At 61.5% G+C, this 26500-nt stretch carries 22 protein-coding genes; 12 read left to right on the plus strand and 10 right to left on the minus strand.

Features of this window, described 5'->3' with window-relative positions:
- Nucleotides 1–91 precede the first annotated feature (91 nt).
- The 7 genes from CHU94_RS14590 (at nt 92) to CHU94_RS14620 (ending at nt 7758) form a co-directional block, all read left to right on the plus strand.
- On the plus strand, nt 92–1240 hold the full coding sequence (locus CHU94_RS14590; protein ID WP_094481202.1) for a homoserine O-acetyltransferase: 1149 nt from the start codon (nt 92–94) through the stop codon (nt 1238–1240).
- Nucleotides 1237–1818, plus strand: a complete 582-nt coding sequence (gene metW, locus CHU94_RS14595; protein ID WP_094481204.1) for a methionine biosynthesis protein MetW — start codon at nt 1237–1239, stop codon at nt 1816–1818. The genes CHU94_RS14590 and metW overlap by 4 nt, the downstream gene beginning before the upstream one ends.
- A gap of 6 nt (nt 1819–1824) precedes the next feature.
- Complete coding sequence (gene otnI, locus CHU94_RS14600) at nt 1825–2652, plus strand: 2-oxo-tetronate isomerase (RefSeq protein WP_094481206.1); 828 nt, start codon at nt 1825–1827, stop codon at nt 2650–2652.
- Nucleotides 2653–2729: 77 nt separating this feature from the next.
- Nucleotides 2730–4190, plus strand: a complete 1461-nt coding sequence (locus CHU94_RS14605; protein WP_094481208.1) for a M20/M25/M40 family metallo-hydrolase — start codon at nt 2730–2732, stop codon at nt 4188–4190.
- Between the two features lie 16 nt (nt 4191–4206).
- Complete coding sequence (locus CHU94_RS14610; protein WP_094481210.1) at nt 4207–5049, plus strand: alpha/beta hydrolase; 843 nt, start codon at nt 4207–4209, stop codon at nt 5047–5049.
- 42 nt (nt 5050–5091) lie between these two features.
- Nucleotides 5092–7161, plus strand: coding sequence for a bifunctional diguanylate cyclase/phosphodiesterase (locus tag CHU94_RS14615; RefSeq protein WP_094481212.1), 2070 nt, complete (start codon nt 5092–5094; stop codon nt 7159–7161).
- Nucleotides 7162–7164: 3 nt separating this feature from the next.
- Nucleotides 7165–7758 (plus strand): chalcone isomerase family protein, encoded by a 594-nt coding sequence (locus CHU94_RS14620; RefSeq protein WP_094481214.1) that lies wholly within the window; start codon nt 7165–7167, stop codon nt 7756–7758.
- 104 nt (nt 7759–7862) lie between these two features.
- On the opposite strand, the gene CHU94_RS14625 is transcribed toward CHU94_RS14620, so the two are convergent.
- From CHU94_RS14625 to CHU94_RS14635, 3 genes are all read right to left on the minus strand, one after another.
- A complete protein-coding gene (locus CHU94_RS14625; protein WP_094481216.1) occupies nt 7863–9026 on the minus strand; it encodes an MFS transporter in 1164 nt (387 codons plus the stop codon).
- 27 nt (nt 9027–9053) lie between these two features.
- Nucleotides 9054–9779: a 16S rRNA (uracil(1498)-N(3))-methyltransferase gene (locus tag CHU94_RS14630; RefSeq protein WP_094481218.1), complete on the minus strand. Its 726-nt coding sequence runs from the start codon at nt 9777–9779 to the stop codon at nt 9054–9056.
- A 71-nt stretch (nt 9780–9850) separates the two neighbouring features.
- Complete coding sequence (locus CHU94_RS14635; RefSeq protein ID WP_094481220.1) at nt 9851–11002, minus strand: aminoglycoside phosphotransferase family protein; 1152 nt, start codon at nt 11000–11002, stop codon at nt 9851–9853.
- 103 nt (nt 11003–11105) lie between these two features.
- Between CHU94_RS14635 and CHU94_RS14640 the strand changes: the two genes are divergently transcribed.
- Genes CHU94_RS14640 through rsmA form a run of 3 tightly spaced genes read left to right on the plus strand, consistent with a single transcriptional unit; the run spans nt 11106 to nt 15633 of the window.
- The gene (locus CHU94_RS14640) at nt 11106–13514 is read left to right on the plus strand and encodes an LPS-assembly protein LptD (protein ID WP_255033981.1); all 2409 of its coding nucleotides are present in this window, start codon (nt 11106–11108) and stop codon (nt 13512–13514) included.
- 5 nt (nt 13515–13519) lie between these two features.
- On the plus strand, nt 13520–14827 hold the full coding sequence (locus CHU94_RS14645; RefSeq protein WP_094481222.1) for a peptidylprolyl isomerase: 1308 nt from the start codon (nt 13520–13522) through the stop codon (nt 14825–14827).
- Nucleotides 14824–15633, plus strand: a complete 810-nt coding sequence (gene rsmA, locus CHU94_RS14650; RefSeq protein ID WP_094481224.1) for a 16S rRNA (adenine(1518)-N(6)/adenine(1519)-N(6))-dimethyltransferase RsmA — start codon at nt 14824–14826, stop codon at nt 15631–15633. Before CHU94_RS14645 ends, rsmA begins: the two co-directional genes overlap by 4 nt.
- 15 nt (nt 15634–15648) lie before the next feature.
- On the opposite strand, the gene CHU94_RS14655 is transcribed toward rsmA, so the two are convergent.
- The 5 genes from CHU94_RS14655 to CHU94_RS14675 form a co-directional block, all read right to left on the minus strand.
- Entirely contained in the window at nt 15649–17721 is a 2073-nt protein-coding gene (locus tag CHU94_RS14655) for a PAS domain-containing sensor histidine kinase (RefSeq protein ID WP_094481226.1), read from the minus strand.
- Between the two features lie 304 nt (nt 17722–18025).
- The gene (locus CHU94_RS14660) at nt 18026–18427 is read right to left on the minus strand and encodes a barstar family protein (protein ID WP_094481228.1); all 402 of its coding nucleotides are present in this window, start codon (nt 18425–18427) and stop codon (nt 18026–18028) included.
- Between the two features lie 34 nt (nt 18428–18461).
- Nucleotides 18462–18797 (minus strand): ribonuclease domain-containing protein, encoded by a 336-nt coding sequence (locus CHU94_RS14665; protein ID WP_255034039.1) that lies wholly within the window; start codon nt 18795–18797, stop codon nt 18462–18464.
- Between the two features lie 208 nt (nt 18798–19005).
- Nucleotides 19006–21366 carry an NADP-dependent malic enzyme gene (locus CHU94_RS14670; RefSeq protein ID WP_176452048.1) on the minus strand — a complete coding sequence of 787 codons (2361 nt, stop codon included), beginning with the start codon at nt 21364–21366 and terminating at the stop codon, nt 19006–19008.
- Nucleotides 21367–21502: 136 nt separating this feature from the next.
- Entirely contained in the window at nt 21503–22702 is a 1200-nt protein-coding gene (locus CHU94_RS14675) for an NAD(P)/FAD-dependent oxidoreductase (RefSeq protein ID WP_094482747.1), read from the minus strand.
- A 133-nt stretch (nt 22703–22835) separates the two neighbouring features.
- On the opposite strand from CHU94_RS14675, the gene CHU94_RS14680 reads away from it, so the two are divergent.
- A complete protein-coding gene (locus CHU94_RS14680) occupies nt 22836–24041 on the plus strand; it encodes a multidrug effflux MFS transporter (RefSeq protein WP_094481232.1) in 1206 nt (401 codons plus the stop codon).
- A complete protein-coding gene (ypfH, locus tag CHU94_RS14685) occupies nt 24034–24720 on the plus strand; it encodes an esterase (RefSeq protein ID WP_094481234.1) in 687 nt (228 codons plus the stop codon). Before CHU94_RS14680 ends, ypfH begins: the two co-directional genes overlap by 8 nt.
- 3 nt (nt 24721–24723) lie before the next feature.
- On the opposite strand, the gene CHU94_RS14690 is transcribed toward ypfH, so the two are convergent.
- On the minus strand, nt 24724–25104 hold the full coding sequence (locus CHU94_RS14690) for a hypothetical protein (protein ID WP_094481236.1): 381 nt from the start codon (nt 25102–25104) through the stop codon (nt 24724–24726).
- A gap of 1 nt (nt 25105) precedes the next feature.
- Nucleotides 25106–26500, minus strand: a complete 1395-nt coding sequence (locus tag CHU94_RS14695; RefSeq protein WP_094481238.1) for an aminopeptidase P N-terminal domain-containing protein — start codon at nt 26498–26500, stop codon at nt 25106–25108.

The raw sequence follows: 26500 nt of genomic DNA on the forward strand, positions 1-26500 counted from the left end.
CTTGCGGGCGCTTAATAAATACAGCTAAACACGGACCCGCCTTTTGGCATTGCAACCCGGCCCGCGTTTAGCGTTGCCGGGTTTTGTTTTTATGCTGATTGCCACGCCTCAGACCATGCGCTTTGATTCCCCTTTGCAGCTGCAAAGCGGAGCGTCCATCCACGGCTATTCCCTGAGTTACGAGACCTACGGCACGCTCAATGCCGACAAGTCCAACGCAGTGCTGGTGTGCCACGCCCTGAACGCCTCGCATCATGTGGCGGGCGTGTACGAAGGGCAGGAAAAGTCTGAGGGCTGGTGGGACAACATGATTGGCCCGGGCAAGTCGGTGGATACGAACAAGTTCTTCGTTATCGGTGTGAACAACCTTGGCTCCTGTTTTGGCTCCACCGGTCCTATGCATACCCACCCCGACACCGGCAAGGTGTATGGCGCCGACTTTCCAGTAGTCACGGTGGAAGACTGGGTCAATGCGCAGGCGCGCCTGCTGGATGCGTTGGGCATCCAGACGCTGGCTGCTGTGTTGGGCGGTTCGCTGGGGGGCATGCAGGCATTGAGCTGGACATTGCAGTACCCTGACCGAATGCGCCATGCAGTGGTAGTGGCCAGTGCGCCCAACCTCACGGCGGAGAATATTGCCTTCAACGAAGTAGCACGGCGCGCCATCGTGACCGACCCCGATTTCCACGGCGGGCACTTCTACGAGCACGGCGTCATCCCCAAGCGCGGTTTGCGCATCGCCCGCATGATCGGCCACATCACCTACCTGAGCGACGACGTGATGAACGAGAAATTTGGGCGCGAACTAAAAGAGGCGGTGTTGGCCAGCGCTAGCGGCTACAAGTACAGCACGCAAGATGTGGAGTTCCAAATCGAGAGCTACTTGCGCTACCAAGGCGACAAGTTCGCCGAGTACTTTGACGCGAACACCTACTTGCTGATCACGCGGGCGCTCGATTACTTTGATCCGGCAAAGGCCTGTGGCGGTGACCTCAGCCAAGCGCTGGCACGTGCCACCTGCAAATTCCTGCTGGTCAGCTTCACCACCGACTGGCGCTTCAGCCCCAAGCGCAGCCGCGAAGTTGTCAAAGCCCTGCTGGACAACCAGCGCGACGTGAGCTACGCCGAAATCGATGCACCCCACGGGCATGATGCATTTTTGCTGGATGATCCCCGATACATGAGCGTCATTCGCTCCTATTTTGATAGCATTGCGTGTGACGTGAAGGTGGCAGCATGACCGATCAAAACACCCTGCATGCCATTGCCAGCTTGGTACCCCACGGCTCCCGCGTGCTGGACTTAGGCTGCGGCGACGGCGCCATGCTCGACCATCTGCAGCGGGTGCGCGGCTGTACCGGCTACGGCGTGGAGCTGGACGACGCCAATGTGCTGGCCTGCGTGCAGCGTGGTGTCAACGTGCTGCAGCTCAACCTGGACCAGGGCTTGAGCATGTTCGAGGATGCGAGCTTTGACGTGGTGTTGCAGATCGACACGCTGCAGCACCTGCGCAATGCAGAGACCATGCTGCGCGAGACCGTGCGCGTGGGGCGCGTGGGCATTGTGGCCTTTCCCAATTTCGCCCATTGGCCCAACCGATTGAGCATCCTCCAAGGTCGCATGCCGGTGACCAAGCGCCTTCCCTACCAGTGGTATGACACGCCCAACATCCGCGTTGGCACCCATGCTGACCTGGCCTTGCTAGCGCAGCGCAATGGCCTGCGCGTGCTCGACAGCTTTGGCCTGCAAGAGGGGCGTAGCGTGCGCTTGGCGCCCAATCTGCGCGCAGGTACCTCTGTCTACAAACTCTCGCGCTAAACCGCCATGCCCCGTCTGGCCGCCAACCTGAGTTTTCTCTACAACGAGCTGCCTTTTCTGGAACGCTTTGCTGCTGCTGCTGCTGATGGCTTTGATGGGGTGGAGTTCCTGTTTCCATACGCTTGGGAGGCGCAGACCATTGGTCAGGCCTTGCGGCAGGCCGGCTTGCAGCAGGTGCTGCTCAATGCGCCCCCGGCTGGTGTTGATCGCATCGGCATGGCTGCTGCCTGGGAGCATGGCGCGCGCGGCACGGCATGCCTGCCGGGTCGTGAGGCTGAATTTCGCGCGGGCATCGTCGAGGCTTTGCGTTATGCCCGGGCCTTGGATTGCCCGCGCATCCACGTGATGGCGGGTCTGGTGCCACCGGGCGCCGAACGGGACACATTGCATACTACCTATGTGCATAACCTGCGCTGGGCGGTGGAACAAGCCGCACCGCAGGGGTGCACGCTGCTGATCGAACCCATCAATCCGCATGATATGCCGGGCTATTTTCTGCGCCAGCAGGCCCAGGCCCATGCCGTGGCGGCCGAGGTAGGCTCGCCCCATTTGCAGGTGCAGATGGACCTCTACCATTGCCAAGTCACCGAGGGCGATGTGGCTAGCAAGCTGCGCCAATACCTGCCGACTGGGGCCGTCGGCCATATCCAGATTGCAAGCGTGCCGGATCGCCAAGAGCCCGATGGTGGCGAATTGAACTACGGCTACTTGCTGGCGCTGTTGGACCAGCTTGGTTACAGCGCTTGGGTAGGATGTGAGTACCGGCCTCGTGGCGGCGCGGTGCCAGGAGCAACCCGTGACGGATTGCGCTGGCGCAACACGCTGTTGCGCTGAGGGTTTGCCACAGCCGGAAGCGGCTACACCCATGGCATGATGGCGCTTTACCAACTCTGCCGATTCAGGAGTTCGCCATGAACGCCCGCGTACCGTCCGCCGCTTTGAATGCGCCACAAGCGTTGGAGCAGGTCAGCCAAGCCTGGGACCGTGACATTGTTCATCGTCTGGAAGACTACATCCGTATCCCCGCCAAGTCCCCCATGTTCGACGCCGACTGGGCCAGCGGTGGTTACATCGACACCGTGGTGCGCAACACCGCGCAATGGATTGAGTCGCAAAAGGTGCCCGGCCTCACGCTGGAGGTGGTCCGCCTAGAAGGTCGCACCCCGGTGATCTTTTTTGAAGTGGCCGCCAGTGGAAGCACCTCGGCCCAGACCGTGCTTATGTACGGCCACCTGGACAAGCAGCCCGAGTTCTCCGGCTGGCGCAACGATCTCGGTCCCTGGACTCCCAAATACGAAGATGGCAAGCTCTATGGCCGCGGTGGTGCTGACGATGGCTATGCGGCCTATGCCGCCATTGCTGCCCTGCAGGCTCTCAAGAGCCAGAACTTGGCCCACCCGCGCGTAGTGGGCCTGATCGAAACCTGCGAGGAAAGCGGCTCCTACGACTTGCTGCCCTACATCGATATCCTCAAGCCGCGCCTGGGCGACGTGGGGCTGGTGGTGTGCCTGGACTCGGGTGCTGGTAATTACGACCAGCTTTGGCTCACCAACAGCCTTCGCGGCATGGCCAGCGGCGTGCTCAAGGTGGAGGTCCTGACCGAAGGCATCCATTCGGGCGATGCCAGCGGTCTGGTGCCTTCGAGCTTTCGCATCATGCGCCAAGTGCTTGACCGGCTGGAAGACAGCAAGACCGGTCGCCTTTTGCCGCAGAGCTTCCATTGCGAAGTACCTGGGGAACGTCTGCAGCAGGCTCAGGCCACGGCGGCCATTTTGGGCGAGGAGCTGTTCAAACGCTTTCCTTGGGCACACTATGACTGCGGTGGGGCCACGACCTTCGCTCTGCCCACCACCACCGATCCTCTGGAAGCACTGTTGAAGCGCACCTGGCAGCCCACGCTGAGCGTGACCGGTGCCGAAGGGTTCCCCGACCTGAAGAATGCGGGCAATGTGCTGCGACCTTTCACCGCCTTCAAGCTCAGCCTGCGCTTGCCCCCACTTGTGGAGGCGGCAACCGCAGTGCAGGAACTCAAAGCCTTGCTGGAGGACAATGCGCCGTACCAGGCGAAAGTCACTTTCGAAGGTTTGTCCAGCGCGACCGGCTGGAATGCGCCCGACACGGCGCCCTGGTTTGAAGCCGCGTTGAACGAAGCCTCGCAGGCCCACTTCGGTGCGCCTTGCGGACACATTGGCCAGGGAGGCACCATTCCGCTCATGAATATGCTCTCCAAGGGCTTCCCCAAGGCGCAGATGATGGTCTGCGGTGTGCTGGGCCCCAAGAGCAACGCCCATGGCCCCAACGAATTCCTGCATGTCCCCTATGCCAAGAAGCTCACCGCTGCCGTGGCCCAGGTGATCTCCCGTTTCCCCTGAACTTTGGAAGTCCTGCATGTGCGCTGACACCACCCTCACCACCTTCGTGGCCAGCGATGGCGATAACGTTGTGATCCAGGACTGGCCCCTTGAACCCGGCGTGCGTTTGCGTGGTGTGGTCATCTTGGTGCACGGGCTGGGGGAGCATGCGGGTCGGTATGACCATGTGGCGCGTCAGCTCAATGCGTGGGGCTTTGCGGTGCGGGGCTACGACCAGTGCGGCCACGGTGAGTCAGGAGGTTTGCCGGGCAGCCTGCCCACCGACACCCGACTGCTAGATGACCTCGCGGACATTGTGGACAGCACACGGGCTCGCATGGACAAACACTCGCCGCTGATCGTGCTGGGGCACAGTATGGGCGGCTTGGTGGCTGGGCGTTTTGTGTCGCTGGGCATCCGCCAGGTGGATGCCTTGGTGATGTCCTCCCCTGCGCTGAATCCTGGCTTGAGCGCTTTCCAGAAGCTGCTGGTGGCCGTATTGCCCAAGTTGTTTCCCAACCTGCGGGTGGGTAATGGCCTCAATGCCAGCTACATCTCGCACGATCCTGCCGTGGTCGCGGCCTACCAAGCTGACAAGCTGGTGCATGACCGCATCTCGGCCCGGCTAGCCCGTTTTATTGCCACCGCTGGTCCGGCCACCGTGGCCTTGGCGCCGCAGTGGAAGGTTCCGACTTTGCTCATGTATGCCGGGGAAGACAAATTGGTACATCCCCAAGGCAGCCGCGATTTCGCGGCCGCGGCTCCTGCAGCCCTTGTCACCACACATTGTTTCGAAAATCTCTACCACGAGATTTTCAACGAGTTGGATGCGGCCCCTGTGTTTGCAGCGCTACGCCAGTGGTTAGACGAGCGGTTTTGAGCGTGGCACTGCCTGTGCTTCTCTGACGTGTCCCAAGCCCCTATGCATCGATTCCCCCTGAGCTTTTCGAACTTGCGCGCCCGTTGGCGGGCGGGCCTCCCTTTGCGCTACACCATGATGGTGGTGGTGGTGGTGGGCGTGACCCTGCCGGCCTTGCTGCTGCTGACCTTGGAGCAGGAGTTGGCTGAAAAGTCGCAGAAAGCCCTGTTGGCGCAGAGTGAGACAGCCCTCATGAAGATTGGCAGTGTCTCGATAGCCGAACCCATGTGGGTGGTGGATCGCGTGGCGTTGGATGCGGCGGCCGTGCGCCTGCTGGAGAGTCCACAGGTGGTGGCGGTACGCATTGAGGATGGCTTGGCCAACACTCCCGAGTTGGAACGGGTGAGGCCGGACTACGGCAAGACCCTGGCCACAGAGACCGCGTCAGGCAGCCTGACCCGGCGTACCCAGACCGTGGTGCGCTCCGGCGAGGTGCTGGGTACTCTGGTGGTGTGGTTTGACGCGACCTATGGCCAAGGCCTGTTGCAGGCGCGGCGTAGCCAGATGCTGTCGCTAGTTGCACTCCAAGTTCTGGCTATTTTGGCAGTGCTGATGCCCGTTTTGGTCTCGCGCGTGCTGCGCCCTATCGAGCGGCTCAAGGAGCAGGCCTCTGCCCTGCTGGAGCATGGTCAGGATGGGGTAGCTGACCGGGCACGTTTCGTTTGGCGCCGTCAGGATGAGCTGGGCCTGCTGGGCCGCCACTTGGGTCGCGTGCAGGAAGAGTTGCGCACCCTGTTTGGCCAGCTGGGCACCAAAAACGCCCAGCTGCAGCAAATGGCCTTTTACGACCAACTGACCGGTCTGCCCAACCGAGCCCTGTTTATCGACCTCGTGCAGCGCGAAATGCTGCAAGCTCACCGCAGCCAGCAGCAATTCGGCATTTTCTTTATCGATCTGGATCGCTTCAAAGCTGTCAACGACTCTATGGGCCATGCTGCGGGTGACGAGCTATTGATTGAAGTGGCGCGCCGCTTGCGGGACACATTGCGCGAAGTGGATGTGGTGTGCCGCCAAAGTGGCGACGAGTTTTTGGTGATGGTGCGTGACATCGACCACTGGGAGTCGCTCGGGGAAATGGCCGAGCGCATCCTTCGCGTGATCGAGGCCCCAGTCGAGTTGGCCAACACCACGGTGCGGGTATCGGCCAGTATCGGTATCGCCCTGTTCCCCGAGGATGCGCAGGATTTCGAGACCTTGGTCAAGCACGCCGACATTGCGGTCTACCAAGCCAAGACCCTGGGCCGTGCACGCTACAGTTTTTTCCACTCAGAGCTCAACTTCCGCCTCCAAGCCAGCCTAGAGCTGGAGCAGCAGCTGGCCCAAGCGATTGCCCATGGCGAGCTGGTGCTGCATTACCAACCCCAGGTGGACGCCAAGACCGGCCGCATGGTGGCGGTGGAGGCCCTGGTACGCTGGCAGCACCCCACGCGCGGCCTGCTCTATCCGGGTCAGTTCATCGGTCTGGCCGAAGAGTCCGGAAAAATTGCGGAAATGGGCGTCTGGACCCTGCGCGAAGCCTGCCGCCAACTGGCCGACTGGAAGGCCCGTGGTATTCATGTGGGCAATATGGCGGTCAATGTATCGGCCTTGGAGTTTCGCGACCACCGCCTGCTCGACAGCTTGCAGGCCGCGCTGGAAGCCAGCGGCATTGCGCCCAGTGAGCTTGAGATCGAAATTACCGAGAGTGTGCTGATGGCAGAGACGGAAACTAGCCAGCGCATCATTGAGCGCTTGCGTCAGCTTGGTGTCGGGATTGCGATTGATGATTTCGGCACGGGATATTCTTCGCTCGCTTACCTCAAGCGCCTGCGCCCCAACCAGCTCAAGATCGACCGCTCCTTTGTGAACGATGCTGATGTGGACAGTGATTCGCGTGCCATCGTCCGGGGTGTGGTCGGCTTGGCCGAGGCATTGGGTCTCAATGTGGTGGCTGAGGGGGTAGAGACGGTAGAGCAGCAGGCATTTTTACGGGAGAGTGGTTGCCACACCCTTCAGGGGTATTACATCGCGCGACCTTTGGCGGTGCAAGCTCTGGAGGCGTGGATGGCGGACCGCCATAACAAGGAGAGTTGAACGATGAAACCTATTTCTTTTCACATTCGGTACGCCCTTTTGGCTGGTGCCATGTGTTGTGCCTGCGCTGCCTTGCAAGTGCAGGCCGCCACGGCGGTGAGCAGCACCTTCGCGCCTACGCAGGTGGTGCAGGGAACCACCTTGTCGGTAAACGGCATGGGGACGCGCTACAGAGCCATTTTCAAGGTCTATGACTTGGCGCTTTACACCGCTAGCAAAGTGAGTACGCCGGAGGCTTTGTTGGCACTGCCGGGGCCCAAACGCCTGAATTTTGTGGCCCTGCGCGACATGCCTGGCACTGACCTGGGGCTGGCCTTTATCAAGGGCCTGAACAGCAATTCATCGCCTGAGCTGGTGCAGAAACACACGGCTTCGAGCACCCGACTGATTGACATTTTCTCGGGCAAGCCCAAGCTGGTGGCGGGTGATACGTTTGCCATGGAGTACGTGCCGGGCAAAGGGACCACCTTTTTCATACAGGGCCAGCCCCAGGGTGCCCCGGTGGGTGATGCCGAATTCTTCAGCATGGTGTTAAAGATTTGGGTGGGCCCTGCGCCCGCCGATTTCAAGTTGAAGGATGCCTTGCTGGGCATGTAAGTCTTTGGCCCCCCGCGAGCCGCCGCTACACGGGTTGCTGCCCCCGAGGGGGCGTTTCACTGTGGGGCGGCCTAGCGTCGAAACCTGGCTCCCACACTCCACCGCTATGCGGATCGCTGCCTCGCGGCCAGCCACAGTAGTGCGGCGCCGGTCAGCAGCACCAGTGGCAGAGAACCCAGGTTGAGCCAGGTCCAGCCGCTGGTCACCACAAGCGCGCCGGAGGCCAGCGAACTCAGCGCCATCACGGCAAACACGGCGAAGTTGATGGCGGCCTGTGCGCGGTCTTTTTCCTCGGGCCGGTAGGCCGCCAGCGACAGTGTGGTGCTGCCGGTGAACAGGAAGTTCCAGCCCACCCCCAGCAAAAATAGTGCGATGGTGAACTGGTGCAGTTCCACGCCGGAGAGTGCTACCGCAATACATAGCAGATTCAGCAGCACGCCCACGCCCATGATGGTCAGGGTGCCAAAGCGTTTGATCAGATGGCCGGTGAAAAAGCCTGGCGCAAACATGCCGATCACATGCCACTCCAGCACGAAGGCGGCATCGTCAAAACCCAGTCCACACTGCTGCATGGCCAGCGGGGTGGCGGCCATCAGCAGGTTCATGACCCCGTAGCCCAGCGCCGCACAAATGCAGGCCACCAGGAAGGCGGGCTGGCGTGCAATCTCCCACATCGGGCGGCCCCGCAGTGTCTGGGCGGTGGGTGCCTGGTGCTGCGGAAATTGCACAAACGCCATCAACGCCATGGCCAGCAGTGCGACGCCGGCCAGCACCACGTAGGCACCGGCAAATGGTACGTCCAGCAGCGTGCGGGTGCGGGCCGCGAGGTTGGGGCCGGCCACGGCGCCAATCAGCCCGCCTGCGAGCACCAGGGACACAGCTTTTTCACGGAACGCGGGCGGTGCCAGTTCTGCGGCGGCAAAGCGGTAGAGCTGGCCGTTGGCACTGTAGTAGCCCGCCACCACGGTGGCAGCGACCAGCCACCAGAACTGCTTTTCGGCCACGGCCCATGCACCCAACAGCGCTGACGCGACCGCCACGGCCAGACCAATCTGGAACGAGATGCGCCGCCCGTAGCGTGATTGCGTGCGGGCCACCAGCGGCGTGGCCAGCGCTCCGCCCACCACATAGCCCATGACCGGCAACGTCGCCATCCAGCCGTAGGGCGCCAGCGCCAAGCCGACCAGGCCGTTGATGGCAATGAAGGTGACGTTGTTGGTGAGAAACAGTCCCTGGCACAGGGCCAGCAGCCAAAGGTTGCGGTTCATATGGTGTGCCCGTGGGCGTGGTGCGGGTTAAGGCAGCAGGGCCAGGGTGGCAAGTGCTGCCAGCGCTGCGGTTTCGGCCCGCAGCACACGTGGCCCCAGCGACACAGGCGCAAACCCCTGGGCCAGCGCCAGTTCTTCCTCTGCGCTTGCCAGTCCGCCTTCGGGGCCGGAGAGAAACACGGTCGCCTGTGTTGGGGGACGGATATGCAAGGCTTCGCTGCCCTCGCGCAGGGACAGTAGCAAGCGCTGGCTGTCTTTCGCGGCTTCGGGCAAAGTTTTGAGCCAGTGGCTGAGCGTTAGCACGGGATGCACCGTGGGAACCCGGTTGCCGCCGCACTGCTCGCAGGCGGAGATGGCCACACTTTGCCAGTGCGCCACTTTTTTCTCGGCGCGCTCGCCCGCCAGACGCAGCACGCTGCGCTCGGTCATCAGCGGCTGGATGCTGGCCACGCCGAGTTCGGTGGCTTTTTCGACCAGCCAGTCCATGCGGTCATTGGCGGGCATGCCCACGACCAGGTGTACGCGGCGTGCTGGCTCGCGATCAGTGGTGCGCGGGGCGCCTACGTGCACCTGTACATCGCTGCGGCCCATGCGGGTGACGGTGGCGTCGAACTCTTCGGTGCTTTCACCGTTGAACAGTGTGATGGCATCGCCGGGCTGCAGGCGCAGCACCTGCACGTGACGCGCGGCACCCGCAGGCAGCTCCAGCAGGGTATTGCTCAACAGCGGCGTGGGGCAGTAGAAGCGGGGCATGGCGGCAAATTTGCTATGAAATTAAGAGCTGCTTGCGCAATATCCACGATGTCTAGAGGCATGAATGACTCTTAACGGCCGATGACAAAGACGTCGGAGGCGGCAATGCCTTCCACCTGGTCCACCAGGCGCAGCAGTGGCTTGAACTGGATATAACGGTTGCAGGTGCTGCGGATGTAGTGGATGAAGCGGGGCGTGTCAGCTAGGTACTTGGGCTTGCCGTCGCGCAGCGTCAGGCGGGCAAAGATGCCAGCGATTTTGAGGTGGCGCTGCAGGCCCATCCACTCCACGGCGCGGTAGAACTCGCCAAAGTCCTCGCCCACGGGCAGGCCGGCCTTGCGCGCCTTTTGCCAGTAGCGGATGGTCACGTCCAGGCAAAAGTCTTCCTCCCATGTGAGGAAGGCATCGCGCATCAGGCTGGCAATGTCGTAGGTGATGGGGCCGTAGACGGCGTCCTGAAAGTCCAGCACGCCCAGTGTGGTGGCGTCCAGTTTTGCGGGCAACCCGTCCACGGGCACCATCAGGTTGCGCGGCATGAAATCGCGGTGCACATAGACGCTGGGCCAGGATAGGTTGTCCTTGATGAGTAGCGCAAAGGTGTCGTCCAGCGTCTTGCGCATGGCGGCGTCGATGGTGACCTGGCGGTACGCGCCCAAGTACCACTGGGGGAACAGTTCCAGCTCGCGTAGCAGCAGCGCGTGGTCGTAGGGCGGCAGCACGTCCGGCTTGGAGGCCAGCTGCCACTGCACCAGCGCATCCACGGCGCCCAGGTAGAGGTCCAAGGGAGGGGCGATCAGCGCCTGGCCAGTGGCGCTGGTGGCGGGGTTCAAGTCCCCGCGGGCGTCCATCAGCTGCATCATGGTCAGCGTGCCCAGGTCGCTCAGCAGCATGAAGCCGTGGGGCTGGTTCCAGTCCAGGATTTCGGGTGCGCGCAGCCCGGCATTGCGCAGCAGGCCGGCAATGTCGACAAAGGGCTGGCAGTTTTCCTTGTCAGGTGGCGCATCCATGATGACGCGGGTGCCATGGGGGCCCTGCACCCGGAAGTAACGGCGGAAACTGGCGTCGGCCGAGGCCAGGCCCAGGGTGTTGGCGTCGAGCTGGTGGGTCACCTGCACCTGTGCAAACCAGGTGGCAAACAGAGCCTGGCGTGCTGGGTCGTCCCAGAGGATGGCGGTGTCGGCGGGGGTGGGGGTGTTCGGGGGAAGGGCGGTGCTTGGGCTCATGGATAATCCATTCTACAAAGCCCCCCGGGCAGCGCCTGCTGGCGCCAACCGGGCGGTGCCGCTTCTTTGAACCCAATTGTCGACCGACCCTGCGCTCCGCCCCATGCGTTTTTCTCCGCACGGCCTGTCCTCCAGGCCGCTCCTCTGTTTGCCCCCGCTGACCCGCCTGGTGGCCCTGGTGGCGCTGGCCTGCGCACAGATGGCGGCCCAGGCCCAGCAGGAGGCACCCGCCGTCCCGAGCCCTGACATCGAGCCGGCGCGCCTGACCGCCAGTCCCAAGTTGCAGGAATCCTTGTCGCCTGCGCAGCGCAATCAGGCACCGACCTTCTTGCTGGGTGAGCGCATCTCGGGCCGCCCCGACCTGGAGACGGTGGTGGAAGGCCAGGCTGAGTTGCGCAAGCCCGGCACCGTGATCAAGGCCGACCGGATGGAGTACGACGCGGCCACAGACCGCGCCAAGGCGAGCGGCAACGTGCGTATCAACCGCGGTGGCAACGTGTTTGAAGGTCCGCTGCTGGAGCTGCAGGTGGAGACCTTTGAGGGTTTTTTCATTGAACCGCGTTACCAGTTTCTGCAGGGCGATGCCCATGGCGATGCCAGCCGTGCCGACTTTGTGGATGCCAGCACCACTGTGGTCCACAACGCGACTTACACCACCTGCCGGCGCAAGCCCGGCCCCAGCTGGATGCCCGATTGGGTGCTCAAGGCAGCGAATATCGAGTTCGACAGCAGCGAGGATGTGGGCATTGCCCACGGCGGCTACCTGAGTTTCAAGGACGTGCCGATCTTGCCGGTGCCCGCCATCAGCTTTCCGTTAAGCGACAAGCGCAAGTCGGGTGTGCTGCCGCCCACCATTGGCGCGGATAGCGTCAACGGGACGCAACTTAGCGTGCCGTATTACTGGAATATCGCACCCAACCGCGACGCGACCATCACGCCCACGCTGATGACGGCGCGGGGCGTCGATCTGGGCGGTGAGTTCCGCTACCTCGAACCCACCTACTCGGGGGTTTTGCGTGCCAATTACATGCCGAGCGACAAGCTGCGCAGTGCCGACCGTTGGGGTGCTTCGATCAACCAGACCGGTACGGTGGACACTGGCTGGCCCGAGGTCGGCCAGGTGAGCTACCTGCTGAACATCAACCGGGTCAGCGACGACAACTACTGGCGCGACTTCACCAGTTCCGCCAACGGGACCTTGACACAGCGCCTGTTGCAGAGCAACGGATCCGTGAGCTGGTCACAGGGTCCGTACAGCCTGAGTGCGAGCGTGCTGAAATGGCAGACGCTGCAGGACCCCACGGCGCCCATCGTTCCGCCGTACGACCGCGTGCCCCAACTGGTGGCAACTTATTCGCAGACCAACGACCATGGGTTCGACTGGTCCCTGCAGGGCGACTTCACGCAGTTTGAGGCGGATCGCACCCTGACGCTACAACCCAATGCACAGCGGGTGTATGGGCTGGCGCAGGTGAGCTATCCTTGGTTGGGTTCGGCTGGTTTTGTGGTGCCCAAGCTGCAATTGCACACTGCGGCCTACCAGTTTGACGCCATGCTGGCCAACGGCACTCGCTCGGCGGACAGCACTGTGCCCACCTTCAGCCTGGATGCGGGTTTGGTGTTTGAGCGAGATACCAGCTATTGGGGCCAAAGCATGGTGCAGACCCTGGAGCCGCGCCTGTTTTATGTTCGCACTCCCTACCGCAACCAAAGCCTGCTGCCCAACTACGACACCGGGGCCAATGATTTCAACTTTGCCACCATCTTTACCGAGAACGCCTATGGTGGGCATGACAAAATTTCGGACAACAACCTGCTCACCTTCGGGCTGACAACGCGCTTTCTGGATGCTGGCACCGGTGCACAGTTGGCACGCTTTGGCATCGCGCAACGCTTCCGCTTTGAAGACCAGTTGGTGACCCTCACCCCCACCGCAGAGCCGGCGCGAGCAGGCTTTAGCGATGTGCTGTTGGGTGCGGGTGTGAATGTCAGTGAACGTTGGGCGCTGGATTCCACGGTGCAGTACAACCCCCGCACCGACAAGTCGGTGCGTTCCACCATCGGAGCTCGCTACAGCCCCAGCAGCTATCGGGTGCTGAATGCCGCCTACCGCTTCCAGCGTGACGTGAGTGAACAGGTGGATGTGAGCTGGCAGTGGCCGCTCAACGACCTCTGGGGTGACCGGGGCCAGGACTTGGGCGCTGGCCGCGGTCAGGGTGAGGGACGGTATTACGCTGTGGGTCGGATGAACTACAGCATGAACGAACGCCGCCTTGTCGACACCATTTTGGGCGTCGAGTACGATGCAGGTTGCTGGCTGGCACGGGTGGTGGTGGGCCGGGTGCAGACCAGTACTTCCTCGGCCACAGACAGCATCAAATTTGAGCTGGAGTTTGTGGGCTTTACCCGCTTGGGTGTGAGCCCACTGCAGAGCCTGAAATCCAATATCTCGCGTTACCAGAACTTGCGCGATGTCGGCGGCTCCAACAGCCGCTTCAGTAACTACGATTGAGAACCATGAAATTACGCCTGTGGGCTATTGCCCTTGCTTGTGCCTGCGGATTGGCCATGCCATCGCTGCACGCGCAAACCAGCCAACCGCTGGACTACATCGTGGCACTGGTCAATTCCGAGCCGATCACGCACCAAGAGTTGGAGCGTGAGATAAAGCGCGTAGCGCAACAGATTGTCCAGCAAGGCCAGGCCATGCCGCCCGCTGCCGAACTGCGCCGCCTGGTTCTGGAGCGCATGATCAATGACCGTGCCCAGTTGCAATTGGCCCGTGAGACCGGCATACGTATTGATGTCTCGGCAATCGACCGTGCAGAGCAAGCCGTGGCGACCCAAAACGAAGTAGATGTTGCCGGTTTGCACCAGCGCTTGACCAAAGACGGCGTGAGTGTGGCCACTTTTCGCAACGGTCTGCGTGACCAGCTCATGCTCAACCGTCTGCACGAGCGTGAGGTGGAGTCCACCATCAAGGTGTCGGATGTGGACGTTGATCGCGCCATGCAAACTCAGTTGGCAGCCAACACCGATCCGCTGACCTTCGATATCAATTTGGCCCAGATTTTGGTCGCCGTCCCCGAAAAAGCCACGGCCGAACAGGCCGCGGCCATTTTTGTGCAAGCCAAGCGCCTGCTGGACCGCATCCGTGCCGGCGAAGACTTCGACCGCCTGGTCAAGGAGACTTCGGCGGCCGACCGCAACAACGGAGGCCAGCTGGGTCTGCGCCGTGCCGACCGCTACCCGCTCCTGTTCGTGGAGGCCACCCAGGCGTTGAAAGTGGGGGAGGTCTCGGAGGTGGTACGCTCCGGCGCTGGGTTCCATATCCTCAAGGTGATCGAAAAGCGCGCCCCCACCCGACTGGTGCAAACCGTGGTCCAAAGTCGTGCGCGCCACGTGTTGCTGCGCAGCAGCCCGCAGCTCCCGCAGGCGCAGGCCATCGCCAAGCTGGCAGATGCCCGTCAACGCATCATGGCGGGTAAGACCGACTTTGCGGCTGTGGCGCGCAGCCTCTCGCAAGACACGTCGGCCGAACAAGGCGGTGATTTGGGCTGGGCCAGCCCCGGCATGTTTGTGCCGGAGTTCGAAGAGGCGATGAACGCGCTCAAGGAAAGCGAAATCAGCCAGCCCGTGGTCTCGCGCTTTGGGGTGCATCTGATCCAGCTGATGGAGCGCCGACGCGTCGAGCTCAGCCCGCAGCAGGTGCGTGAGTCGGTGCGCAGCCAGTTGCGTCGCAGCCGCTATGACGAAGCCTACCGCAATTGGGCCCAGGACGTGCGTGGCCGCGCCTATGTCGAAATGCGTGAGCCACCGCAATGACACAGCACATCGCGCGCAAGCGTTTCGGGCAGCACTTTTTGTCCGATAGCGGCATCATTGACGCCATCGTGCGTGCCATTGATCCCAAGCCGGGCGACCCGATGGTGGAAATTGGCCCGGGCCTGGCGGCGTTGACGCAGCCCTTGGTGGAGCGTTTGGGCAATCTCACTGTCATTGAGCTGGACCGTGACCTCGCCAAACGCCTGCGCGGCCACGGACAGCTGACCGTGATCGAATCTGATGTGCTGAAAGTGGATTTTAGCCTTATAGAAACTGCGCTGTCAGCTACTAAAAATATAGCAATAACTGCGCCCGCCCCACGCCGCAAGTTGCGCGTGGTCGGCAACCTGCCTTACAACATCTCCACGCCCATTCTGTTTCACTTGCTGGACCACGTAGATAGCATTGAAGACCAGCACTTCATGCTACAAAAAGAGGTGATCGACCGCATGGTGGCTGAGCCAGATACCTCCGACTTCAGTCGCCTGAGTGTGATGCTGCAGTGGCGCTACGCCATGGAGGATGTGCTGTTTGTGCCCCCCGAGAGTTTCGATCCGCCCCCGCGGGTGGACAGTGCGGTGGTGCGCATGTTGCCACTGGCCGAGCCACCGGCGATTGACCAAGCCCTCTTCTCCGAGTTGGTGCAAGTCGCATTCAGCCAGCGCCGCAAACTCTTGCGCCACACCTTGGGTCGTTGGTTGGAGGACAAGGGATTTGCAGGTAGCTTCGACGTCCAGCGCCGTGCCCAAGAAGTGCCGGTGCAGGATTACCTGGACTTGGTGAAGCAGCTCCGCCCTGCGCAGTAATGGTACGTCTGCATCTCAGCCGTCGCTAAGGTGCAGGCTGGCGGCGCCTTCCACCCGCTCAGGCGCGCTTGTTGGCAGTGTGATACTGAATGTCGCTCCTGCGCCGGGGCGGCTGTGCACCTCGATACGTCCGCCCAGCACGCTGTGCACGAGGTTGTGCACGATGTGCAAACCCAGCCCAGAGCCACCTTGGCCCAGCCGGGTGGTAAAGAAAGGGTCAAACACGCGGTGCAGATTCTCGGGGGCGATACCACGGCCGCTGTCACGCACTTCAATCACCACCTGTCGGGCATTTTGGGCCCAAGCTTGCACCTCGATTTTTCCCTCTTCGCCGGGGGCAAAGCCGTGCAACACCGCATTGTTGATCAGGTTGGTCAGTACCTGCCCCAGTGGGCCGGGGTAGCTGTCCATGGTCAGTGCGTCCTCAATGTGCGTATGGACGCTGCAGGCCGTCTTGCGTAAAGCGGGGTTTAGCGTGACCAGGATCTCCGCGACTACGGCGCCCAGGTCAAACTTGCGTCGTTGGGAGCTGGTCTGGTCTACCGCGACCTGTTTGAAGCTGGCCACTAATGCAGCAGCCCGGCCCAGGTTGCGCACCAAAATTTCAGAGGCCAGTTGCATATCGGTTAGCAAGGTCTGCAGGTCGGACTTGCGCAACCCGCTGTCCATCAGTCCCTGGAAACTCTCTATGCGGTGTTCCAGTGTGCTGGCCACGGTCAAACCATTGCCAATCGGCGTGTTCAACTCGTGGGCCACGCCGGCAACCAGGGCGCCCAATGCTGCCAACTTCTCGCTTTGCACCAACTGGTTCTGTGCAATCTGCAGCGTTGAGAGTGCCTGTGACAGCTCTCCGTTGGCGCCTTGCAGTTCGGCAGTGCGACGCGCCACACGCGCCTCCAGTTGTGCATTGAGCTCCAGGATTCCTTCTTGGGCTAGCTTGCGTTCGGTGATATCGAAGTAGGTGAACAACACCATGGTGCGCCGCAACTCACCAAACAGCCGTGTGGACAGCGAGATCCACCGCAATTCTCCATCACGACGCCGCATCTGTACTTCAACGTCGCTGAAAGCCGTGCCTTCGGCGGTCATGCGCAGCAGCCGTGCGCGCTGTTCCGGGTCTACCCACACATTGAGCAGCAAACCTGATTTGCCTTGATCCTCCACGGGGTCAAAGCCGAAGGCCTCGAACCAGGCCAGGTTCCATTGCGTGGTCTGGTATTGGTTTTCGTCGCTGGAGTAGCACATGGGCAGTGGCGACTGATCAAACAGGCGCACAAAGCGGGATTCGCTCTCTTGCAAGGCCCGCGCGGCCTTGCGTTCATCGGTCACATCGCGCAGCAAGGCAATGATGTAGCGTTCCCCACGTGACTCAAATGCCACTGCATTGAGCAAGGCTTCGCGTACCTGTCCCTTGGCGTTCAACGCCATGGGAAAGTCGTACACTGCGCCTTCTGTTTCCAACAGCTGTATCAGGCTCGGGCGTTTGTCCGGTTCCGCCCAAATCTTCAGTTCGGTGGAAGTTTTGCCCACCGCGTCTAACCGCGCAATGCCCGTGATGCGTTCAAACGCGGCATTCACTTCCACATAGCGTCCATCCGTCACCCGGGATATAGACATGAAGTCTGGCGTGAGTTGGAAGGCTGCCTTGAATTGTTCGTGCACGATGTTGTGTTCCGTCACATCGCGGGCTATCCACACTGCGTGTGAGTGTTCCGGGCCGTCCAAGGCGATCAGGGCGCAATTGACCACGCAGTCGCGCAAGGCGCCATCGCGCCGACGCAGGGTGACTAGGTGGTTGCGGACCGATCCAGTGCGCATCATTTCCGCGACCAGAGTGGCCCGTTGCTCGGGGTGGGCCCAGACATTGAAGTCCAACATGCGCCGTCCTAGGACTTCCTCCTGTCGGTAGCCGCTGATTGCCTCAAACCCGGAATTCGCTTTGGCAATGGTGCTGTCACTCAGGCGGGTGATCACGATCCAGTCGGCACTGGTATTGAAGACCCGCGAGAACATGTCATCGCCGTCCGAGAGTGCGTTCAGTATCCGGCGCCTGAGCGCCTTGGGGAGAAGCTTTGCCAGGATGCCCATGCCAACGAGTGTTTATGTGTTTTGCGCAATAGTACAGCGCTCAAAAAGCAAAAGCCTGCCGCAAGGGCAGGCTTTTGATGGGCAATCGCCCCAAGGGGTCTCGGCGTTTAGGCCGCGGCTAGCCAGTACCCTGCGTTAAAGGGGCTGCTCATGCGCAGTGCCAAGGGAGAGACATCCAACAATTTGTCGGTCGGCATTTTTTCTCCGGCTTCTGCGCCCAGTTCCACGCCCACTACCTCTGTAGGTGCGGGCTCGTTGCTTGCCTCGTTCGCCCGTTCTGCTTGGCTGGTGTGTGCAGAACGGGCTACAGAAAAGAATAGAAGCACCGGAACGGAATTTTCCGGTCTCCCCAGTAATCGGCGGTGTCACGGAAGATGTCGAGCAGCTGCTCGCGCGCTTCCTTATCGAACTTCACGTTCGCAGGGATGTGCTCCAGCACGGCGATAAAACCAGGCTGAGGCCCGGATTTGTGCACTGGGTCAGTCATGCTGTCGTACAGCGCATCAAAATTTTTGCTGACTGTGGTGGGCAGCATGAATTGCTGACCGATCATGTCCAGCACATCCTGTTTGGTCTGCGCATTCGCCAGGTTGGCGTACAGAAAGTGATGTCCCAAGCCTTGGGCGGCTTCCTGCAGATCCGATACCCGGAAGGCACGGATCGATTGAACGATATTCGTTCTTACAGTTCGAAGTGGCATGTCCATCCCCGATTCTCTTTCTCAAAGTACAAAATTCAATTCAAGGCACGATCTTGCGAAAACTCGCATAGTGATCGGCCGTGTAATAACAAGCATCTGGCACCGTGGCCGGGCCACCGCATACCAATCGGCGTGCACCCCGGGTCGATACTCCCGGGGTTTTGACGGTGTACTCGCGGTAATACCCACGCGTGTTCAGGGGCAGTAAACGCTCACGGTTGCCGAAGACCACGCCATCTTTGGCATAAGGGAAGGGGCCGCCTTGCCGCACCAGCGCATAAGTGGTTTGGGCTTGGACTGGCAGACTACCCAGTGCAACGTCGGTACCGGGCGGCAGAGACCGCGTATCTTTGGCCGAAAGGGCGGTGACAACCAGTGTCACGCTCAAAAACAAGCCAGTGAGTACTAACTTGGAAGCACCCTTACGCACCCTGAATCCTTGTGTGGTTACTGCGGGTAAACCCGAAAAAGTAAGCGCGTAGTGTCGCGTATCCGGCACAAAAAAGCAAGGCCTTGCCCAAGAAATGGGCAAGGCCTTACGGGTTTTTACAGATTAAAGTGTGTACTAACTGTAAGGTAAACACTTACCGGGTGGCATTGGCATCTGCCACTGTCAAAGCTGTCATATTCACAATGCGGCGCACCGTCGTGCTGGCGGTCAGCACATGCACCGGTTTGGCCGCACCTAGCAGCACGGGTCCAATGGCAATGTTGCCGCCCGCTGCGGTTTTGAGCAGGTTGTACGCGATATTCGCTGCATCAATGTTGGGCAGTACCAGCAGATTGGCGTCACCGTGCAAGGTGCTGTTGGGCATCAAAGCCTTGCGGGCTGCACCGTCCAGCGCCACGTCACCATGCATTTCGCCATCCACTTCCAGCCAAGGTGCTTGCTCGCGCAACAGCTCCAGGGTACGTCGCATCTTGATGGCGCTGGGTTCGTTGCTGCTGCCAAAATTGGAGTGGCTCAGCAAGGCCGCTTTGGGCTTGAAGCCAAAGCGCATCATTTCCTCAGCCGCCATCACCGTGATCTCGCACAACTGCTCGGCCGTCGGGTCGTAGTTGACATGGGTGTCGACCAGGAACACCTGGCGGTTGGGCAACATCAGTCCGTTCATGCAGGCGTAAATCTGCACATCCTGCGGCGTGCTGGGGCTGCCGCCATGGCGTTTGCCGATGACCTGGTCGATGTAATGCAAGTGAGTCGAGGTGGTTCCCCATGTGCCGCAGATCAGGCCATCCACATCGCCTTTGTGCAAGAGCATGGCGCCAATGAGGGTCAGGCGCCGGCGCATTTCAATTTTGGCCATTTGAACCGTCACGCCTTTGCGCTCTGTCATCTGGTGGTAGGTCTGCCAGAAGTCACGGTAGCGGTGGTCCTGCTCGACGTTGACCACGTTGTAATCCACGCCTTCTTTGAGACGAAGACCGAACTTTTCTACCCGTTCGGCAATCACGGCGGGGCGGCCGATCAGCGTGGGCAGCGCCAGGCGCTCATCCACCACGATTTGGGCCGCACGCAGGACGCGTTCGTCTTCACCCTCTGCATAGGCGACGCGTTTGCGCAGAGCTTTCTTGGCAGCATTGAAGATGGGCTTCATCGTTGTGCCAGAGGCGTAGACGAAACTCTGTAGTTTCTCCCGATAAGCGTCCATGTCTGTGATGGGCCGCAATGCCACACCACTGTCTGCAGCCGCTTGCGCGACGGCCGGCGCAATCTTCATCATCAGGCGTGGGTCAAACGGCTTGGGGATGAGGTACTCGGGACCAAACGCCAATTGCTCGCCGACATAGGCGGCAGCGACCACTTCGCTTTGCTCCGCTTGGGCCAGTTCGGCGATCGCGTGCACCGCGGCGATTTCCATCTCCAGCGTGATGGTGGACGCACCGGCATCCAGTGCGCCGCGGAAGATGTAGGGGAAGCACAGGACGTTATTGACCTGGTTGGGATAGTCCGTGCGGCCTGTCGCCATGATGGCATCGTCGCGCACGGCCTTGACTTCTTCGGGCAGGATTTCGGGTGTGGGGTTGGCCAGCGCAAAGATCAGCGGTTTGTCTGCCATGGACTTGACCATGTCTTGCTTCAGTACGCCACCTGCGGATAGTCCCAAGAAGATGTCGGCACCGACGATGACTTCACGTAGCGTGCGTGCATCGGTCTTCTGGGCGAACTGGATCTTGTCCTCGTCCATTAGCTCGGTACGGCCCTCATAGACCACGCCGGCCAGGTCGGTCACAAAGATGTTCTCGCGTGGAATGCCCAGCTTGACCAGCAAGCTCAGGCAGGCCAAGGCTGCAGCGCCGGCGCCGGAGGTCACCAGTTTGACCTGTTTGGGGTCTTTGCCTGCGATCTTCAGGCCATTCAGGATGGCAGCGCCCACGCAAATGGCAGTGCCGTGTTGGTCGTCGTGGAAGACTGGAATCTTCATGCGCTCACGCAGCTTGCGTTCCACATAGAAGCAGTCGGGCGCCTTGATATCTTCGAGGTTGATGCCGCCGAAGGTGGGTTCCAGCGAGGCGATGATGTCGACCAGTTTGTCGAGATCGTTCTTCTCATCGATTTCGATGTCGAACACGTCAATGCCGGCAAACTTCTTGAACAGGACACCTTTGCCTTCCATCACCGGCTTGGAGGCCAGCGGACCGATGTCGCCCAAGCCCAGTACTGCCGTGCCGTTGGTGATCACGGCCACCAAATTGCCGCGGCTGGTGTACCTGAAGGCGTTGTTGGGGTCTTTGACGATTTCTTCGCACGGAGCCGCCACGCCGGGTGAGTACGCCAGTGCCAGATCGTGTTGGTTGATCAACTGCTTGGTGGCGCAAATGGCAACTTTGCCTGGGGTGGGAAACTCGTGGTACTCCAGCGCGGCTTGACGCAATTGCGCTTTCTTTTCGGCCGAGTTGGACACCGGTGGGTGCGGAACGAGAGGTGCGGGTTGCTGGGGCATTAAAGGTCCTCTGGACGAGGGTTTTGACACAGGTGCATGCCCCTCAGTCCGGTCATGGGTTGTGGATTGTAGACCTGGCGACCTAATCCTCTATCGCGTGGCCCCGAAACTTTATGCGGATAAAGAATGAGGTTATTCAGGCGTGCGTGGCCTTGCTTTGCTCCATGCGGCGCGCGGTACTTTTGCCTGTCAACACAAAGCCACGTTGCACGCCGTCGGCATCTACAAACTGCCAAACACCCTCCCCATCACCTGCTTTCCAAGTGCCTGGCAATGCGGGGTGCGGTGCTGCCACCACAGTGGGTAACGCAGGTGTTTTGATGCTCACTGGCATGAGCGGAAACACCACCGGTGTGGGAGTGCCGGCCAGTGTCGCGGCCAATGCTCTGGCGGCATTCATGATGGGCATCACATACGGCAAGGTGCGCTGACCGGCCGATGCGTACTGTGCGCAATCGCCCAGCGCGTACACGTGAGGCGCCGAGGTTTGCAGCATGTCGTCCACCACAATGCCACGCTCGCAGGCCAGTCCGGCCGCAGTAGCGAGTGCCGTGTCAGCACGCAGACCGATGGCGCTGAGCACCATCTGCGCGGCCACCCCACTGCCATTTGCGAATTGCACTTGCAGGCGGTTATCCGCCCCTTCTACGGCAGTCACCGTTGTGCCAAAGTGCCAGACCACGCCTTGCGCTTGCAAAGCGGCTTGGAGTTGTTCGCCGGCTTCGGCTGGCAACAATAGCGCCAGTGGACGTGGTGACGGGTCTACCACATGAACAGCGACGCCTGCCTGCACCAAGTCGTTGGCAAACTCGCAACCAATCAGTCCTGCGCCCATGATGACCACCGTGGTGGTGGGGGGCTGCATGGCCGCGCTCGCGTCCAGCCCCAAGGCTTGGTGGAATGCAGCAAAGTCATCCAGGTTGTTGATGGATTTCACCTGGTCAGCGGCGCTGCCGGCCACCGGAATGCGGATGGGATGGCCACCTGTGGCAAGCACCAGTTGGCGGTAGTGGAGGGTTTGGGGGTGCCCGTTGTGGCTGACGATGGCGGTTTGCGCGGCAGTGTCCAGTGATTGCACCTGATGGTGTGCCAACAGCGTGACGTTCAGTGTTTCCGCCATCTTGGCAGCTGGTGTGGTGACCAACTGGGGGGGCGTACGTTTCTGTGCATAGGCGTTGGACAGCGTCGGCTTGGCATAAAAGTCACCGCTGTCGGCGGTGACCAGCACTACCGGGCTGGTTGCGTCCAGTTTGCGAAACTCGCGCACAGTGGTCCAGCCGGCCAGGCCGGCACCAATGATGAGTAGAGGGGCAATCGAAGGCGATGTGTCAGTCATGGGCATAGGTGGTGAAAGGCGCAACACCGTATTAAAGCCCATGCCACTGCAGTGCCCTACCTTCGCCGCTTTGTCGGCATCCAAGTATCCCTAAGCCCCCACAGGTTGGAGGGTGAAGGGTATCCTCAGGCCAATGAAATCTTCCTTCTTTGGCACCGCGCTGGTGCTCGGCCTGTTGTCGGCCATTGGTCCCTTCGCTATCGATATGTACCTCCCCGCCCTGCCCTCTATTGGGCAGAACCTAGGCGCCTCCATGGGGGCAGTGCAGGCCAGTTTGATGGCTTTCTTCATCGCGCTGGGTATTGGCCAAATCATCTATGGCCCTGTATCTGACATGGTGGGACGTAAGCCCCCGCTGTATTTCGGTCTGGCGTTGTTTGCCGTGGCCAGCGTGGGCTGCGCCCTGGCACCGGACATTGAAACTCTGGTCGTGCTGCGTTTTATCCAAGGCCTGGGTGCTTGTGCGGGCATGGTGGTGCCGCGTGCCGTAGTGCGCGACCTGCACACTGGCCACGATGCGGCGCGCCTGATGTCGCTGTTGATGCTGGTGTTCAGCGTGTCGCCCATTCTGGCGCCCCTGGCAGGCAGTGTGCTGATCGAGACCGTCGGCTGGCGCAGCGTGTTTTGGGCGGTGATGGTGGCGGCTTTGCTGGGCATCATCTTGCTGGCGAGCAGCTTGCCCGAAACCCGTCCTGCCGAAGAGCGCGTCAACAGCAGTGTGGCCAGCGCGATGGCTGCCTACGGCGTGTTGCTGCGCGACCGGCATTTTCTTGGTTTGGTGTTCATCGGTGCTTTTGGTATCTCCAGCTTCTTTGCCTACTTGGCTAATTCCTCGTTTGTGCTGATTGACCACTACGGCCTCACGCCGCGGCAGTACAGCCTGGCGTTTGCGGCCAATGCCGCGTCGTTCATTGGCATTTCTCAATTCACTGGCAAGCTCAGCGCGCGCTTTGGCCTGGTGCGCTTGGTCAAGTTTGCGGTGGTCGGCTATGCGGCCATGATGACGTTGCTGCTGGCCATCAATCTGGCCGGCGTGGACCGCTTGGATGTCATGATTGGTGTGTTGTTTGTGGGCTATGGATTTCTGGGGCTGGTCGTGCCTACCACCGCTGTGCTGGCGCTGGAAGAACACGGCGCCATTGCCGGCACGGCCTCGGCCCTGATGGGCACGCTGCAGTTTGTGACTGGTGCCGTTGTCATGGCGTTGACCGGCTTGTTTGTGGACGGCAGTGCGCGCCCCATGGTGGCCGGTATTGCCGGTTCGGCCATCGTCGCGCTGCTGCTGGCCCGGCTGACCTTGGGCCACGCCCAGCGTATGGAGGAGAAAGCCTATGTCTGAAACCATCGTGGTCCAGCGGCCTAGCGGTCCGGCCAAGCAGCTCATGCTGCTGTTGCACGGGGTGGGCGCAACCCCGCAGGGGCTGGTGCCCTTGGGCCAGCGTCTGGCGCACGAGTTCCCCCAAGCGATGGTGGTTAGCGTGCAAGCCCCGCATGCTTCGGACCTGGGGCAGGGCTACCAGTGGTTTTCGGTGCGCGGCATTACCGAAGAAGATCGCCCCGCTCGCGTGGCAGAGGCCATGCCCGCCTTCGTGGCTATGGTGCATGACTGGCAGCGCCAAAGTGGTGTGGGGCCCGAGGCCACGGCGTTGATTGGGTTCTCGCAGGGCGCCATCATGTCACTGGAAGCGACGCAGCGCCCCGAGCTACTGGCCGGTCGCGTGGTGGCCCTGTCCGGCCGCTTTGCCGCTCTACCGCAGACTCCCCATCCGCACACCACCTTGCACTTGGTGCATGGCAAGAGTGATGCCGTTATCCACTACGGCTACACCGTGACCGGTGCCGAACACCTGATCAGTCTGGGCGCGGACGTGACGGCCGATGTGATCCCCTTCCTGGGGCACGAGATCAATGACGGGGTGCTGGACACGGTGATGGAACGCCTGCTGGGCCATTTGCCCAAGCGCTATTGGGAAGAGGTGCAGCGCGCTGCCGAGGCCGGTGAGTCCGCGGCGGAATAAGCCTCAGCGTGGGGCCTGGCGCAGTGTGCCATCCAGAAACTCAATGCCCCACACGGGTGGTCCGTCGCCGCGGGAGCGTCCGGGTGGCAGTGCACCGCTCATGAACACCTTGATGATGGCTGCTCGCACCTCCTGGGTGTCCAGCAGCTCCTCGTACGAGCCATTCACACGCAGGTAGTCGCCTGCCGGCGAGATGGCGAGCAGACCATACTCCTGCCCCCAGCGTACCACCCCGATCACCACATGCGGGCTCTTGGCAATCACAAAGGCCTTGACCGCATTGCGCCGCAGCGACACGGTCAACGGCCCCCGCTCCAGTCGCAATGCCAGCGCTGCCCGCTGGGGCAGTGTGCTGTCTTTGCTGCTGAACCGGGTGGTGGCCATGTCAGCCGCGCATCAGCGCTTCAATGGCGTCGGGATCGACGGGCACACCGCGGCTGATCAACTCGCAGCCCGTGTCGGTGACGATGGCATCGTCCTCGATGCGGATGCCGATGTTGTGGAATTGTTCGGGTACGCCCTCGGATGGGCGCACGTAGATGCCGGGCTCAATGGTCAGCACCATGCCACTGCGCAGAATGCGTGCGGGGCGGTTCACGATCTCGGCGCCCGTCAGCGCATCCTTGCGGACACTGCCCTGGCCCAGTTCGCTAGGTTCGGTGTAGCTGCCGCAGTCGTGCACGTCCATGCCCAGCCAGTGGCCGGTGCGGTGCATGTAGAACTGGAAGTAGCTCCGGTTCTCGATCACGTCGTCCAGGCTCCCCACTGTGTTCTTGTTCAGCAGGCCCAGGTCCAGCATGCCCTGCGCCAGTACCTTCACCGTAGCCTCGTGCGGGTCGGTAAAGCGGGCGCCAGCTTTGGTGGCGTTCACTGCGGCCACTTGGCTGGCCAGCACCAGGTCATACAGCGCGCGCTGGGGGCCGCTGAACTTGCCGTTGGCCGGAAAGGTGCGCGTAATGTCGCTGGCATAGCCGTCCAGCTCGCAGCCTGCGTCAATCAGCACCAGCTCGCCATCACGCACGGCACCCGCGTCGGCGCGGTAGTGCAGAACGCAGGCGTTAGCTCCAGCAGCCACGATGGAGCCATAGGCCGGGGACTGCGAGCCGTGGTGACGGAATTCGTGCAGCAACTCGGCGTCCAGGTGGTACTCGCGGACATCCTGTCCCTCGCGCAGCATGCGGGCGCTGAGCTGCATGGCGCGGATATGGGCGCCCGCGCTGATTTGCGCGGCGCGGCGCATAGTGTCTTGCTCGTAGGCGTCCTTGATGAGGCGCATCTCATCCAGCGGGCCGCAGAGGTCGCGCGTTTGTTCGGGCGTCAGCGCGCCAAAGCGCACGCGGGCGCGCAGGCCGCTGAGCCAGCCGTCCACGCGCGTTTCCAGGCCCTTGTGGGTTGCAAAGGGGTACCAGACGGCATCGGCCCCATCCAGTAGGGCGGGCATGCGCTGGTCCAGCTCGTCAACCGAGTAGGCGGCGTCCACGCCCAGCGCGGCGGGGGCAGCGTCGGGCCCCAGGCGAAAGCCGTCCCAGATCTCACGTTCCAGGTCCTTGGGTTGGCAGAACAGCGTGGTCATGCCATCGCCAGTGATGACCAGCCATGCTTTCGGTTCAGTAAAGCCGGTCAGGTAATAGAAGTAGCTGTCGTGGCGGAACAGGAAGTCCGAATCGCGGTTGCGCTGCTGCTCGGGCGCGGTGGGCAGCACGGCCACGCCGTGCTTGCCAATACGGGCGGCCAGCGCGGCGCGGCGCGCGGCGTGGTTGGCGGTAAGGGGGTGTGTCAT

Source organism: Rhodoferax sp. TH121, assembly GCF_002251855.1.
Classification (GTDB): Bacteria; Pseudomonadota; Gammaproteobacteria; order Burkholderiales; family Burkholderiaceae_C; genus Allorhodoferax.

Coding starts and splice junctions, on each gene's coding strand:
- CHU94_RS14625 (WP_094481216.1), bottom strand. CDS start 9,026: ATGAACCGCAACCTTTGGCTGCTGGCCCTGTGCCAGGGACTGTTTCTC.
- CHU94_RS14690 (WP_094481236.1), bottom strand. CDS start 25,104: ATGGCCACCACCCGGTTCAGCAGCAAAGACAGCACACTGCCCCAGCGG.
- ypfH (WP_094481234.1), top strand. CDS start 24,034: ATGTCTGAAACCATCGTGGTCCAGCGGCCTAGCGGTCCGGCCAAGCAG.
- CHU94_RS14590 (WP_094481202.1), top strand. CDS start 92: ATGCTGATTGCCACGCCTCAGACCATGCGCTTTGATTCCCCTTTGCAG.
- CHU94_RS14605 (WP_094481208.1), top strand. CDS start 2,730: ATGAACGCCCGCGTACCGTCCGCCGCTTTGAATGCGCCACAAGCGTTG.
- CHU94_RS14640 (WP_255033981.1), top strand. CDS start 11,106: ATGCGTTTTTCTCCGCACGGCCTGTCCTCCAGGCCGCTCCTCTGTTTG.
- CHU94_RS14675 (WP_094482747.1), bottom strand. CDS start 22,702: ATGACTGACACATCGCCTTCGATTGCCCCTCTACTCATCATTGGTGCC.
- CHU94_RS14695 (WP_094481238.1), bottom strand. CDS start 26,500: ATGACACACCCCCTTACCGCCAACCACGCCGCGCGCCGCGCCGCGCTG.
- rsmA (WP_094481224.1), top strand. CDS start 14,824: ATGACACAGCACATCGCGCGCAAGCGTTTCGGGCAGCACTTTTTGTCC.
- CHU94_RS14610 (WP_094481210.1), top strand. CDS start 4,207: ATGTGCGCTGACACCACCCTCACCACCTTCGTGGCCAGCGATGGCGAT.
- CHU94_RS14615 (WP_094481212.1), top strand. CDS start 5,092: ATGCATCGATTCCCCCTGAGCTTTTCGAACTTGCGCGCCCGTTGGCGG.
- CHU94_RS14670 (WP_176452048.1), bottom strand. CDS start 21,366: ATGCCCCAGCAACCCGCACCTCTCGTTCCGCACCCACCGGTGTCCAAC.
- CHU94_RS14680 (WP_094481232.1), top strand. CDS start 22,836: ATGAAATCTTCCTTCTTTGGCACCGCGCTGGTGCTCGGCCTGTTGTCG.
- CHU94_RS14655 (WP_094481226.1), bottom strand. CDS start 17,721: ATGGGCATCCTGGCAAAGCTTCTCCCCAAGGCGCTCAGGCGCCGGATA.
- CHU94_RS14630 (WP_094481218.1), bottom strand. CDS start 9,779: ATGCCCCGCTTCTACTGCCCCACGCCGCTGTTGAGCAATACCCTGCTG.
- metW (WP_094481204.1), top strand. CDS start 1,237: ATGACCGATCAAAACACCCTGCATGCCATTGCCAGCTTGGTACCCCAC.
- CHU94_RS14620 (WP_094481214.1), top strand. CDS start 7,165: ATGAAACCTATTTCTTTTCACATTCGGTACGCCCTTTTGGCTGGTGCC.
- CHU94_RS14635 (WP_094481220.1), bottom strand. CDS start 11,002: ATGAGCCCAAGCACCGCCCTTCCCCCGAACACCCCCACCCCCGCCGAC.
- CHU94_RS14645 (WP_094481222.1), top strand. CDS start 13,520: ATGAAATTACGCCTGTGGGCTATTGCCCTTGCTTGTGCCTGCGGATTG.
- CHU94_RS14660 (WP_094481228.1), bottom strand. CDS start 18,427: ATGGACATGCCACTTCGAACTGTAAGAACGAATATCGTTCAATCGATC.
- otnI (WP_094481206.1), top strand. CDS start 1,825: ATGCCCCGTCTGGCCGCCAACCTGAGTTTTCTCTACAACGAGCTGCCT.